Origin of the sequence: Paraburkholderia sp. BR10936, assembly GCF_040965735.1 — a bacterium.
Classification (GTDB): domain Bacteria; phylum Pseudomonadota; class Gammaproteobacteria; order Burkholderiales; family Burkholderiaceae; genus Paraburkholderia; species Paraburkholderia nodosa_A.
The window spans coordinates 479281-493058 of sequence record NZ_JBFRCM010000005.1; the positions used below are offsets into that span (position 1 = coordinate 479281).

General features: G+C 63.7%; 7 protein-coding genes. 2 read left to right on the forward strand and 5 right to left on the reverse strand.

Going from position 1 to position 13778, the window contains the following annotated elements; genetic code table 11:
• Nucleotides 1-13: 13 nt before the first annotated feature.
• Nucleotides 14-1900, reverse strand: a complete 1887-nt coding sequence (locus AB4Y36_RS14485) for an SPFH domain-containing protein (RefSeq protein WP_368683336.1) — start codon at nucleotides 1898-1900, stop codon at nucleotides 14-16.
• A gap of 265 nt (nucleotides 1901-2165) precedes the next feature.
• On the opposite strand from AB4Y36_RS14485, the gene AB4Y36_RS14490 reads away from it, so the two are divergent.
• Nucleotides 2166-3569: a diguanylate cyclase gene (locus AB4Y36_RS14490; RefSeq protein ID WP_342949362.1), complete on the forward strand. Its 1404-nt coding sequence runs from the start codon at nucleotides 2166-2168 to the stop codon at nucleotides 3567-3569.
• Between the two features lie 219 nt (nucleotides 3570-3788).
• Nucleotides 3789-5186 (forward strand): MFS transporter, encoded by a 1398-nt coding sequence (locus AB4Y36_RS14495; RefSeq protein WP_342949363.1) that lies wholly within the window; start codon nucleotides 3789-3791, stop codon nucleotides 5184-5186.
• A 12-nt stretch (nucleotides 5187-5198) separates the two neighbouring features.
• Here AB4Y36_RS14495 and AB4Y36_RS14500 read toward each other — a convergent pair whose 3' ends face one another.
• From AB4Y36_RS14500 to AB4Y36_RS14515, 4 genes are all read right to left on the reverse strand, one after another.
• The gene (locus tag AB4Y36_RS14500) at nucleotides 5199-5996 is read right to left on the reverse strand and encodes a sulfite exporter TauE/SafE family protein (protein ID WP_069262991.1); all 798 of its coding nucleotides are present in this window, start codon (nucleotides 5994-5996) and stop codon (nucleotides 5199-5201) included.
• 132 nt (nucleotides 5997-6128) lie between these two features.
• On the reverse strand, nucleotides 6129-6641 hold the full coding sequence (locus AB4Y36_RS14505; protein WP_069262990.1) for an H-NS histone family protein: 513 nt from the start codon (nucleotides 6639-6641) through the stop codon (nucleotides 6129-6131).
• Nucleotides 6642-6873: 232 nt separating this feature from the next.
• On the reverse strand, nucleotides 6874-10344 hold the full coding sequence (locus tag AB4Y36_RS14510; protein WP_368683337.1) for an AAA family ATPase: 3471 nt from the start codon (nucleotides 10342-10344) through the stop codon (nucleotides 6874-6876).
• A 3-nt stretch (nucleotides 10345-10347) separates the two neighbouring features.
• Nucleotides 10348-11598 (reverse strand): exonuclease SbcCD subunit D, encoded by a 1251-nt coding sequence (locus tag AB4Y36_RS14515; RefSeq protein WP_368683338.1) that lies wholly within the window; start codon nucleotides 11596-11598, stop codon nucleotides 10348-10350.
• Nucleotides 11599-13778 lie beyond the last annotated feature (2180 nt).

The window sequence follows — 13778 nt, forward strand, 5'->3', positions numbered from 1 at the left end:
ATGGGGTAACGGGTCACCACGCCTTCTTCATGCCAGCCGCCGCGGCCGGGCTCAACGTGCGCAGGTCGATCGTCGCGCGGCTGCCGCTCGCTAGCCGGTCGTCGATCACGGTCACGCTCGCGTTTTTCAGCCCTTTTTGCAGGCTGTGCAGGTAATACTCGAAGCCGAATGCCGGCCCGCCGAGCTGCTGCGCGATCACATCGGCGTCGAAGGCGATCTGCTGGGCGCGCGCGGCGGCAAGCGTGTCCGCCGCGTTCGCGCTACCCAGCGCGACGGTCTCGATCGCCTGCTGCTGCGCTTGCCCAAGCGCCGTCGCCGCAAAGCCGTGCGCCTGCACCACACTGGCCTGCGCGCGAATTTGCGCGGCCTGCACGCCGTGATACGCGGCGGCCGCGCCCGCAGGCGGATGCACGCTCTCGATCACCACGGCCACGACCTCGATGCCGCTCGCGAGCCGGTCCAATTCGCGCTGCACGGCGCCGCGCAGCGCGCCGGCCATGGCCGTTTGCGGCGTGTCGAGCAGCGACGGCAGCGTGCGCGACGCGAGGTAACGCACGACCTCGCGGTTCGCGATCGAGCGCACCGTGTCGTCCATAGCGACAGCGCGATACAGCGAGGCACGCGCCGCCGCGTCCGTAAGCCCGACGCGATAGTCGAGCCGCACGTCCGCGCTCACGATCTGGAACGCCTGCTGGGCGCCGCTCGTGCCCGCGATCACCTGAGTCGTCTCCCAGGGATGCGTCACATCCCACAGGCGATTCAATTGCGCGGGTGTGTCGCCATCGGCGGAAACGGCAGGCGCGGCGCGGCTGCTGTCGTTCGCGCTGCCCGAGACGATCAGTTGATGGACCGCGCCGTTGTCGATCACGCGCGCGCGACCGAAGGGCCAGGGCAGGCCCACATGCAGGCCCGGCTGCCACACGGCGACAGGTGCGCCGAAGCGCTCGTACACAGCGCGCTGATCGGGGCCGAGGATCGTCACGCCGCCGAGTAGCCAGCCCGCCACCACCATGGCCGCGAGCGCGCCTGGCAGGAGGCGAACGAAACTCTGGAGCGCCCAGTTCTGCCGCAGATCGATGCCATAACGCATACGCAACTGGGCATTCAGTGCGGCGACCGGACGTGCCTGCACGCTCAGCACGCCCGCGATAGTGCTATGCAGGAAGCGGTCATCGCCGGGCTTTGCCAGCGCAGCGAGCAGCGCACGCAGGCCGAGTTCGACGGCAATCACACCGGAAAGCAGGGCGACGATACGCACTAGCCATGTAAGCGCCTCGCCCGCATAAGCCAGCGCCGCAACTGAAGCCGCCATACTCAACGCAGCGACGAGCACCAGACGCAACGGCCCCGCGAGCGCGGCGGATTCGCGTGACTGCGCGGCGCGCTGCGCATGAAAGCGCTCCGCCACGAGCGCAGCAAAAGCGATGACGAGCGCAGCGGCTCCCGCTACGAGAAAAGACGCGGATTCACGTTGCGGAACCGTTGGCGCATAGGCGGGGGACATCCACGCAGAGATGGCGAACGCAAGCGAAAAGAGCGCGCCGAGCGGCGCGATCCACCCTTGCCACGGCAGCGACCGCAGCAGGCTGCGCATGTCGGCGGCCTCCGAATTGCGCTGGAACGCGAGGCGCAAGAGGCGCAGCGAAGTCTTCGAGACCGGTTCGCCGGCTGGCGCGCGCGCCGCCGACAGCCGTGTGCCGAAGGCGACGATGAAGAGATTGAGGCACGCGCTCGACATCACGGCACATAGGCGTGCATCGAACGGCACTGCGAAAACGAAAGCCAGCGCGCCGAACACGCAAGCCAACCCCAACGCGGACCAGCCAAGCCTCGTCTGGCCCGCACGACCGCCGAGCCAACCATAGCCTTCGCGGTGGTCGCGCGATACGCGATGCATCATCAGCAATCCTTACATACAAATTACATGAGCCACGCCCGCGCGTGACGACCACCGATCGCGCGATGCCGAAATTCGCGCGCCCAATGTAGCGCGCTCATAACCGAAACTCAATATAACTGGGCTCGCGCATCCGTGCCCCACTATTTAGCCGATTCGGAGCACAATACCTTCAGTCAATTTAGTCTGCTTTCCGGACGCGAGCGGCCCTCACGCTGTCACGCCACGATCACATGCTCGAGCTGCGCATCAACCCAAAAGTCATCATATGGACGGCTTGCTGATCGGTCCGGCAACACGCAGGCAGGCGCTCTTCGCCAGCATATGCGCGTTTGCGATCCTCCTCACGCTCGCGCTCGCGGCGCCGCGTGCACGCGACGCGTTGCCCGGCATCGCCCCGTTCATGCCGATGTGCGCGCTCGCCGTATTCACCACGTCGAGCATCGCGGCGTTCTTGCTGGGCGCGCGTTTCGCGGCTACGCGCGTGGCCATGCTCGCGGCGCTGGGCGGCGCCTACGCGTTCACGGCCATTGCCGTTGCGCTGCAGCTGTTGATGTTTCCTGGCGTGTTCGCGCGCACGGGGCTGCTCGGCGCGCTCCCGAATAGCGCCGCATGGATGTGGGTGTTCTGGCACGCAGGCTTTCCCGCGCTCGTCATCGTCGCCGAACTGGTGAGAAAGCGCCTGCCCGCCCCGCCGTTCGCCCGCGAACGTCTCGACGCACGCGGCTGGCTGCTGATCGCGGGCCCGGCGGCGCTCGCCGCCCTGCTCGGCGTGCTCGTCACGCACGTCGATCTCGCATCGCCGTTTCACGACGTTGCGAACGCTGCGCCTGCTCCCTCGCCGGTGTCGGCCATCGCGAACAATCTCGCGGGTCTCGTGATCTGCGCGCTCAACCTGATCGCCATCGCGCTCGTGCTGCTCAAGGGACGGCTGCGCCTCGTGCTCGATTTGTGGATCGTGGTGGCGCTGCTCGCCTCGCTCGTCGACGCCGCGCTCAATACGCTCAGCATCGAGCGCTTCACGGTGGGCTGGTATGTCGCGCGCGTGTTCAGCATGTTCGCGCCAGGCGTGCTCGTGTGCGTGCTGGTGTGGGAAGTGACGGCGCTCTATCGTCAGCTCGCCGAAGAACACGCCACGCTGATCCGCGCCTCCGCACGCGATGCGCTCACGCGCGTCTACAACCGCAGCTATTTCGACGAGCAGTTCCGCGAGGCCTTCGAGCGCGCCGCGCGCAGCGGCCAGCCGCTGTCGCTCGTGATGCTCGATGTCGATCACTTCAAGCACTACAACGACGCCTTCGGCCATCTGCACGGCGACGCCTGTCTCGGCGCCGTAGCGAGCGCGCTCGCCGCCACGCTTGCGAGCACGCGGCACGCGCCCGGCGGCTTTGTCGCGCGCTATGGCGGCGAAGAATTCGCGCTCGTCCTGCCCGATACCGGCGCAAATGAAGCCGCGGCGCTCGCCGAACGCGCACGTGCCGCCGTCGAGCAACTCGGCATTCCCTCCCCCTCCGCAGGCGGCCTCGTCACGGTGAGCGCGGGCTGCGCCACGCGCGACGCGATCGTTGCGTCGTCCCCTAATGCGCTGATCGAAGCCGCCGACGCCGCCTTGTATGCGGCCAAACACGCCGGCCGCAACCGCGTGAGCCACACAGGCGCGAGCATCGCGTAAAGCGCGGCCGACTCATTGCCTCCCTCGTTGGCATAAGCGGCATTGTCATAAGCGCAACGCATTTGGGTTTCAACCAGGTGCTTCCACGTCGCGGCACCCATAAAGTGCGTGCTATGGCCTGTTTCAGCATTTGCATACGTCGCGCGCAAGCCATGCAAACACATCGATGCAGGCGCATGTTGTTCCCCACACGCTTTCAAAATGTAATGAGGAATCGGGATGTCCATTGAAAAATCGGCGGAAATCGCCGCCCGCTTCGACCGGCTGCCGCCGTCGCGCACAGTCTGGTCGATGGTGATTCTGCTGTCGCTCGGCGGCGTATTCGAGTTTTACGACCTCTTCTTCACGGGCTATGTCGCGCCCGGCATGGTGCATTCGGGTCTTTTCACGCCGGAATCGCTCGGCTTCTTTTCCGCGCTCGGTCCGCTCAAGGTGGCCGGCTTCGGGACCTTCGTGTTCTCGACCTTCGCCGGGCTGTGGGTCGGCGCGCTCGCGTTCGGCCAGGTCGCCGACCGGTTCGGGCGGCGCATGATCTTCACGTGGTCGCTGATCTGGTACATCGCCTGCACGGCGATCATGGCGTTTCAGACGAGCGGCCAGGCGCTCAATATCTGGCGCTTCATTGCCGGCATCGGCATTGGCATCGAGCTCGTGACCATCGACACGTACATTTCCGAACTGATCCCGAGCGGCGAGCGCGGCCGCGCCTATGCGGTCAACCAGTTCATCACCTTCAGCGTGGTGCCCGTCGTCGCGTTTCTCGCCTATATCCTCAAGGACACGCATCCTATCGGCCTCGACTACTGGCGCGTGGTGATCCTGATCGGTTCGGTGGGCGCGGTGGTGGTGTGGTTCCTGCGCCGGAGTATTCCCGAAAGTCCGCGCTGGCTCGCGCGCAATGGCCGTGAGGACGAAGCGGAACGCATCGTTGCCGACATCGAGCGGCGCGTCACGGCAGAAACGGGCACGGCGTTGCCGCCGCTCGGGGCGATCTCGCTTGAAAAAGCCGGGCGCGGCTCGCTTGGCGAAGTGCTGCGTGCGCCGTATTTGCGGCGCACGGTGATTCTGTCGATTTTCAACATGGCGCAGGTGATCGGCTTTTACGGCTTCGCGGCATGGGTGCCGACGCTGCTGATCGCGCGTGGCGTCCACATCACGCAGAGTCTTGCGTACGCCTTCGTGATTGCCATCGCCAATCCGTTCGGGCCGCTGATTGGCGTGTGGTTCGCCGACAAGCTGGAGCGCAAGACGCAGATCGTCGGCGGCCTCCTGATGATGGCGGTGGTGATTACGCTATTCGCGCAAGCCACGCAGCCGTGGGTCCTGATCGTGCTGGGCGTGCTCTTCACGCTCGCTTCGAACGTGATGTCCTACGCCTATCACGGTTACCAGGCCGAGCTTTACCCGACGCGTATCCGCGCTCGCGCCGTCGGCTTCGTGTACTCGTGGAGCCGCATCGCCGCCGCATTCGCGGGGCTCGCCATCGGCATCCTGCTCCATCATTACGGTGTGCCTGGCGTCGCGGTGTTCATCGGCGCTTCGATGCTCGTGGGCATCGTGATGATTCTGCTAGGGCCGGTGACGCGCGGGCTCTCGCTCGAAGCGATCAGCCATTGAGTCAGGCGATCGTCAAAACAGCACGTGCGATTTGACGATCATCTGTACGGCCGCGGCCAGCACGCACACGAGCACGACCACGCGAAACGCGAGCGGATGCATTCTGTCGCGCAACGGTCTAATGAGCAGCATGCCCGCGATGGCGGGCACGCTGGCCGCCGCCGAAATCGCGAGATCGACGAGATTGGCGTGCGCGCCGTGGCTGAACGTCGTGATGAGCGTGATGACCGAAACGACGAGAATGATCGCAATCTGCTTCGTGAAGGCGCGGCCCGTGGCGCCCGACGCGATCAGATACATGGCGAGCAACGGCCCCGGCACGGCGGCAATGCTCTCCATGAGCGCCGCCCCGAAACCGAGCGCGAATCCCACCGGCCGCGCGAGTGCAGGCGCGAGCTTGAAACGCGGCGAGACGAGCAAAAGCAACGCCGCCACGATCAACGCGACACCCGAGGCCGCCTGGGCGTGATGCGGCTCAAGTGCGATCAGTACCGACACCCCAATCACATTGCCGATCACGGTGCCAATTAGCGGCGCCGCGATAGTGCGCACGGTAGGCAGCATTTCGCCCCCCTCCAGCGCCTGCGGAATATTGCCGAGAATGATCGGCATGGACAGCAGCAGCACCGCTTCCTTGACCGGCAAAAAATGCGTGACGATGGGCATGGCCACGAGCGGCACGCCTATGCCCGTCACGCCCTTCACCATGCCGCCCAGCACGAGCGCAACCGCAATGCCGAGCAATTGAAGTCCGTCGAGCGACTGCAGATGGGGCGCGAGAAGCCCCGAGGAAAACGAAAGACCGGACATCGGTGACGATCAGGGCAATAGGCGCGCGTCGTTTCGCGCCGCTCATGTGAAAGTGGCCGCGGGCGTCGAAACGCCGGCGCGGCCACCGGTTCGCAAGCGAATTTCGCTTATGCGCTTTTCTCAGCGACTTTATTAAGCAGCCGCTGCGGCTTGTGCCGGCTTTGCCGCGGCTCTACGGCCTGCGGTTTTACGCGCCGCCCGTTTTGCGGGTGCGGCTTTCCTTGCGGGCGCGGCCTTGGCGCGCTTCGCCGCGGTCTTTTTCACCGCCGCCGCATTGGCGCGCGGTTTGCGTGCGACTTTGGTGGCGGCCTTTGCCGCGCTGCCGTCGATCTGGAATTTCGAACGGTCTTTCACGTCGCGAATCCACGCCGGCGCACGGCCGCGGCCGGTCCACGTGGCGCCCGTTTTCGGATCGGCATATTTGGCCGCAACGGTGCGCTTTGGGCCTGCGGCTTTGACGCCTTTGCCAGGTTTGCGGCCACGCTTCTTGCCGACGAAGCGTTCGATGTCGGCCACGCTCAGGCCATGTTTGGCCATCAGATCGCGAATTTTCGTGAGACCGACCGACGTTTGTTTTTCCACGATCGATTCGGCCTGCTTTTGCAGCTTTGCGATCTTCGATTGAATTGCATCCAGGGTGACCATTCACACCTCCTTATTCACGGTTTTTACGGACACCCTTCAACCATCACTGGCCGATCGAATTGCGATCTTGTCGGCATGGGCGTCGCGAAAGACAAGGTGATTATGAAGTCAAATCACGCATGCTGGCAATTTAAACGAATGTTTTGTAGTGAAAAACATGTTTCCTGATCAGACTATTGATCGTTCCGCAAACAATGTCTCCATGAATTTCCATTGAGAAACATTCGCACCGCTAGGCGACGAGAGGCGCGCGCTGCAATTCGACGACATTGACCTGCACGCCGAATATCTCGCGAATCATGGGCAAAAGATGATCGTGGTGCGTGAGAAACAACACCTGGGTTTTCGCGGAGAGATTCCGTAATGCCGCGAAACCGGCCTTTGCGCGCTCGTCGTCGAAATTGATGAAGAGATCGTCGGCAACGAAAGGCAGCGCCGCCTTGCTCACCAGCTGCAATTCGAGAGCCGCGATACGCAGCGCGAGAAAAAGCTGGTCGCGCGTGCCTTCACTCATTCCACTCACTTCCACGGTTTTGCCGTTACTGCGCCGTGCATGCAATGCGGGCGGATTGCGTTCGTTATCCACCACGAGCCTCGCGAAATCACCGAGCGTGAGTCCGCTGAATATTTCACCTGCGCGACGCAGCATCGGCCCCTGCTTCTGGTCGCGATAACGATCCGTTGCCCATTTGAGCAAGCGGCTCGCGGTCGCGGCTTCGAGATATTGCTCGGCGGCTTCGCCCATGGCGCTCAGGGCTTCCTGGCGTTTTGCTTCGGCCAGCGCGGCATTGGCCTGGCCGTTGATGGCTTCGAACGCCTGCCTCGCGCTGACCTGCTGCTGCAGGCACTCGCTCAACGCACGGTCGCCGGCTTCGCGTTTCTGATTCACCGTTGCCAGCAGCGCAGGCAGCTCGGTAATGGGCTGCTCCGCAATCTCTGCCGCGATGGCCTCCTGCGCAAGTCCATCGCCTTCGCGCACGAGCGTGTCCCGCGCCGCCGAGATCGCTTTCGACAGCGCACGGCGCGCGTCGGAACGCTCGGCGAGCGGCAATGCCGCATCGATTCCGTTCACGCCCGCGAGCTGCAGAATGGGCTCGATGCGCGCCTGTGCCCCCGCCACCGCCGCGGCGGCATCGGCCACGCGCGTGCGGGCAAGCTGCACTTCTGCATCGGCCTGGGCGAGGCATTTTGCCGTTTCGCGCGCGGCTGCCAGCCGCGCCGCGAGCTGACGCGCCACGTCGATGCCGTCACTCGACGCGGACCATTCGGGCGCGAGCGCCTCGGCGAGGCGTCGCGCGTCGGTTTCCAGCATCGCCAGTTGCGTGCGGATCGCGCGAATGCGGTGACGGGGTGCTTCGGCGTCCGAAAAAGCGGCCGCAATGATATTGGCGAGTTCGACGGCGCCTTCCGCTGCTGCGAGCGTCGCCGCGCGAGCGCCGAGATTCGCTTGCGCGAGAGCCTCTCGCCATTGCGTCTGCCACTTTGCGTAGGCTTCCTGTTCAATGGTCAAACGGGATTGAGCGGATTCACTCGCGCGTTCGACGTCGCGAATCTGCGTTTCAAGACCTTCGCGCTGCACGGCGCTCCTCTGAGCCGATTGCACGACGGTTTCCGCGATGCCGATCAACGTAGTCAGTGCGTCGCCCTCGTTTGCCTGCGCCACCGGGCGCAACGTTTCGAGCAGCTCGGCATGCGCGGCGATGCGCGCCGCTCGACGCGCTTCAAGCTCACTCGCGCGGCGATCGCATTCGCTCTGTGCATTGAGCGCCGCTTCGCGATTCGCGAGCCAAGCGCCCATGTCCGCAATCGGCATGCCAGCCAGTTGCGCATCAATGGCAATTTGCGTCCAGGTATTGCGAAAGGCTTCGAGCTCGCGCTCGCGTTCGCTCAATGCCGCAAGCTTGCGCTGCGCATTCGCGCGCGCTGTTTCGACTTGCTGACGCAAGTTCTGCAATGTGGCCGCCGCCTGCGAGGTGCCGAGTTGCGCGTCGACGAGTTCGTCGGCGAGGCGCATAGCGTCGTCCACGACGGGTGCGCCATCCGCGAGACTGACGCGCGCCTGCCTGACTTCGTTCCACGCGCTATCGCGGCGCGTGCGCGCCGCCTGCACTTGCGCAGTCGTGACAACCTTGTTGCCCTGCGTGAAATGCGTCTCCTGCAATTCGAAACGCTCGATCTCTTCTTGCGCGGCTGCGACTGCTTCTCGCGCTGCGGCCACTGCGCTCAGGCGATCGCTTTCTTCCTTTTGCAGCGCGGCCAGGCGCGTAGCCGATGGCAGATCGAGCGCGCGCAGTGCTGGCACCGGCTTGCTCCATTGGCCCAGCAGTTGGCGTTTCTCTTCGACCGTGCGCTGCGCATCCGCGAGTTCGCGCTCGAGCGCGCTTTCCTTCGTCACACTGTTGCGCAATTCGCGTGCATCGTCGAGCGCGGCGCGCAACGCGTGCGGCACTTCGATGTCCGGCAGGCGCACAAGCTGCTCCCGCAGTTGGGCGAGCTTGCGCGCCTGTTCGTCATATACCTCGCGCGCGGTCGTGAGCGCCTGCTCGCGAAGACCGTGATCGCGCAGCAGGTTCGTCACCGTCTTCAGCGCGAGCGCGCCAGGCAGCGCCGCGCGCAATGCGGCTTCGTCCCCCGGCCAGCCTAGCTGAGCCGCAGCGGCGAATGCGGCGTCGAGATGGTTGCGGATCTCGGTTTCACGCACCAGCAATTCACGCGGATGATTGACGCATTCGCCGCGCAGCGTATCGAGCGCGTCGATTTCGGCGGCGAGTGCAAGTGCCTCACGATCGGGCTCGATCGCATCGCGTGAGGCTTCTTTGCCTGCAAGATCGGCCTGGCGCGCTTCCTGCACTTTGCGCTCGGCGGCAAGGTCGGCTTGCGCCTTCAACAGATCGGCATGCGCAGTGGGCGGTAAATCGACGACCTCGCCCAATGCGGCCAACTCGCGCTGCTTGAGCGAAAGCTCTTCTATATAGGGAGCGAGGCGGCGCACGCGTTCGAGCTTCGAGCGCTGCGATTCGAGACCGCGCTGCTCGGCGCGCAACCGCTCGATAGCCTGTTCGACCGCTTCGAGCGCGTCTTTCTTCTCGACCCAATCGCGCGTGCGCACCTGCGCGGCCTTCAGTTCGCTCGTTGCCTCGGCGAACGACGTTTCCGCCTGTGCATACGCACTGCCGCTGCGTCGCGGAGCCCAAAGTTCGGCCGCGCGATTCTCGAGCTCCTCGCGCACGGGCCCGAGGCTGCCCACACCCGCCGCCGATTCGAACAACACCTGGCCGAGCTTGTCCGATGCGTCGAGAATGCTGCGCCCGCCTTCAACGAGCCGCACATGATCGAGGCCGAACATCTGCTCGAAGAACTCCTTGCTCGTGCCGTCGAGAAATGCCGCGAGAAAATCGTCGGGTAGCTTGTCGTCCTGCGGAGTGCGCAGCGAATTGCGGCCGCGCGCGCGATGAAATCGTTGCTCGACCGCGCCGTTTTCCAGCACGCCGCCAATGCGCAATTCCGGTGTGTTGTGGAGAAAATCGAGCGGCGTTTGCAGGCGCATGCCGAACAACAACTCCGACACGGCGGTCCGCACTGTGGACTTGCCCGCTTCGTTTGGCCCGACGATGACGTGGAAATCGTGCGCCGCGTGCGGAAACGGCAGGGTCGTGTCGGTGAACTTGCCGTATTTGATCAAATCGAGTTGCTTGAGACGCACTGGTCATTCTCCCGTGGAAAGCCGCGCAAGCAGCGCGGGGCCGACCTGCTCCACCAGCGACGCGAGTTTGCCGTCGCGGGCGAGTTCGAGCAGCGGCGCGTCTTCTTTCACTTCGCTGCGCACCTTGCCGATAAAGGCGCGTAAATCACGTTCGAGCAGCGCGAGAAATTCGGCGTCTTGCGTGGCGGCTTCGAGTAGCAGTTTGAGGTCGGCGAGCGCTTCGATCTGCTCGTTCTGTGCGGCAGCCGTATCGGCCGCGCTCGTTTCGAGCTTGACCTTTTCGAGCCACAACTTGTCATTGCCGATGATGCCGATCTGATTGAGCACTTCGGCGCGCAATTGCGTCGCGCGCCCGAAAAAGAGTCCATGTGCCGGCGACTTGCCCGTCACCGTCACGCGGACTGCGCGGGGCACATGCGCGTCGAAGGAGACGAGCGCTTCGAGCGCAGCGCCGATCTTGCGCGCCAGATCCGCGACGCTTTCGCAGTCGCTCGCGTCGACGCGCACCGACTCCCAGCGCAGCACGTCGAGGTAGAGACGCTCGACCTCCGTGCGACCGTCTTCGACGCTCACGAGCACGGCGCCCCGGCGCCCCGTTTCGCGGATGTGCCGGCCCTGCAGATTGCCGGGGAAGACGATGGTCGACTCTTCCGCCCACTGCTGAAATTCGTGGACGTGACCGAGCGCCCAGTAGTCGTAACCCTTTGCGTGCAATTCGGCACGCGTGCATGGCGCGTAGGTCGCATGCGCGGCATAGCCTTCGAGCGCGGTGTGGAGCACACCGATGTTGTAGTAGCCGGGAACCGGCGACGGGTAGCCCACCGCCAGATTTTCGATCACGGCCTTGTCCTTGAAGCTCTGTCCGTGCAGTGCAACCTTGATGTCGTGCAGCGCGTGGGTTTCAGACTTGCGATGACTGAACACCACCACGTTGTCCGGCAACGTGAGCTTCCTGGTCATTTCGCTTTCCGCGTCGTGATTGCCCCACAACGCGAAGACGCGAATGCCGGCCTTGCGCAGACGTCCCATCTGCTGGCCGAAGAAGATGCCAGTGTTGTGGTCCTTCCAGTCGCCGTCGTAGAGGTCGCCTGCAATGACGACGAACGCGACCTCTTCTTCGATGGCCCGATCGACGAGCAGGCGCAAGGCTTCGCGCGTGGCGTTGCGCAATTGGGCGACCGGCGCATCGGGATAGGCGCTCAGGCCATGTAGCGGGCTGTCGAGGTGTAGGTCTGCCGCGTGGATGAACTTCACGACGTGTCCTCTTTGGTGTTTGCGAGCGCTGACTGGAGAAAGGGCGATTCCTGTTTTATCGCGCAAGCGGCGCGTGATGCGCGCTGGCGATTTGAACATGGCTGTGGTCCCGGATCGAAACCCTGACTGAGGCTTCGGCAATGGGGCCCAATTTTAATCGACGCGGATGGGGGCGGCTTCAGGTAACGTGGTGCGGCGTGGGTGAAGCGCTGCTCGCGCGTCACGTCGGCTCGAATTTTCGAAAACTACAAAATACGTATTGAAATATACGATTGATGCCGACGAGCGGGGATTTAGCGACTTCGCGGCTATTCTCACTGTGTTTCGGGGTCGGACGTCCGTTATCGCCGTGAAACAAGTACTAGAATTTGGATGGTTTCAGGCGTGGAGCGCCCGTGGGATGGGCGTTTTGCCGATTTCTCAGTTTTGAGTGAATTGTTTCACGCTGGTTTTCTGAGGCGCGGGCGCCGTTTAACTTTCTGCGATGTGTCTGTGTCTGTTGTTCTCGTCGTTTAGGTCGCTGGGCGGTTGGCTGATTTCCCACTGGCTTCCCATAGCTGCTCGGCGCCTCTGTTCGATTTCCTTGATGGGTGGCGTGCTGATCGCTAGTTTGCCTTCTCGTTATGGGGGAGCATTGGGCGCGCGTGCCTTGTGTTGCTTGCTTCATCTTTGGCGGCCGGATTTGGCAGTTAGTTGCATTTGTGAACTTGCTGCGGGACGCTGCTTATTCAGTGACGAGATGTCATGCTCCGCAGTCGCTGGCCGGCTGAGCAACGAATAACAGAACGAGTTCGATGCGGGAGCGCGGAGACCGGCGCCGTGCCACGTCAACCTGACGAGTGCTACTACCCCGCTGCCATACCGCGCAACAGGTTCGCCTCTTACCTGCAGCTACCCGTACGAAAACACGCGTCACGCGGGCACCGTTAAGCGGGCTACTCCGGTCCCGAGGGCAACCGGGCCGGGAGTCTCGGCGCAAAGCGTCGGCTAAACGAGCGAACAGCGCGTGCACACTGCTTGAGCATGAACGCAAGGCGTGAAATTGAATGTGACGCGTACGGGGCGCACATCGCCGAGAAGGTGTCAGGGAAAATCAATGTGGGCGATGTCGTTCTCAAGGTGTTGATGCGAGACATGGCACGTGTGCGGATCTTCGAAGCGGCGTGATCTCGTCCGGTACTGTTGAAGCCGCTCGTTTTCCACTGGCGAGCAGCCTGACCTATTTGAAGCCGCAGGGCGTTGAGTGCGTCCACCGTGTGTCGAGTCGACACACCGGCACGCCCGATACTACGCACGCGCTGGCTACGCTAATCGCAACTGTGGCGGCTGGCGCCCAGGACAGTGGCATCTGCGGGTTTCACACGTGGCGGGCGCCAGGCACTTTGGGCGTATTCGCTTCCTCACGAGCCGCGCCCCCCCGACGAGGTATCTCCCAGATCACGTTCGCCAGAGACCGCTACCGCGGGAAGGCAACGACCGTGTGTCGACTCGACACACCGTTCTGGGTGGGAATTCAGCAAGCGAGCGAACAGACGACGGATCGTCTTCGCGGACACAACATGATGGAGGCGGCTGGAGATGTCACATCCTCATGCTTGTTGTCGTGCGCTCCATGGCCCTCCCGATTTGCCGCCACGGTCCGCGGGTGTCGACTCGACACACAGCCTCGGCCGTCAGATCAGCACCTGAGCGATGGACCATGGTCCCGTGCTACCCAGGATGTGTGCAGCCGAGGAGATGACCTCATGCCTTGTTCTCGCTTCGCACCGATGGGGCGTGTCCTGGATCGCAATCCTCTCAGACGGGGACCGAGAGGAAGTCGAGGCAGTGTGTCGACTCGACACACCGTTCTGGGTAGCAAGTCGGCTTGCAAGCGAACAGGCAATGCATCGTCCTCGCGGACGCGACACGATGAATGTGCTTGAGAGATGATCTCATCCCCGTGCCCGTCGTCGCGCGGTCTGATGACTCTCCGGTTTGCAGCGACACTCCGCGTGTGTCGACTCGACACAGCGTCCAATCCCTCGCGGACAAAATCGTGGACCGCTGCTCGCAGTTTTCGTGCGCGCCCCACGCCGACAGCAGTCCGCGGGCGTCGCCGGCGCAGTACTCAAGCCGGCTATATGTTGCGTCTTTCGGCCGGCACGATCATCGGTCGTGGGGCGAGGAGGCACACCCCC

Coding starts and splice junctions, on each gene's coding strand:
- AB4Y36_RS14485 (WP_368683336.1), bottom strand. CDS start 1,900: ATGATGCATCGCGTATCGCGCGACCACCGCGAAGGCTATGGTTGGCTC.
- AB4Y36_RS14490 (WP_342949362.1), top strand. CDS start 2,166: ATGGACGGCTTGCTGATCGGTCCGGCAACACGCAGGCAGGCGCTCTTC.
- AB4Y36_RS14495 (WP_342949363.1), top strand. CDS start 3,789: ATGTCCATTGAAAAATCGGCGGAAATCGCCGCCCGCTTCGACCGGCTG.
- AB4Y36_RS14500 (WP_069262991.1), bottom strand. CDS start 5,996: ATGTCCGGTCTTTCGTTTTCCTCGGGGCTTCTCGCGCCCCATCTGCAG.
- AB4Y36_RS14505 (WP_069262990.1), bottom strand. CDS start 6,641: ATGGTCACCCTGGATGCAATTCAATCGAAGATCGCAAAGCTGCAAAAG.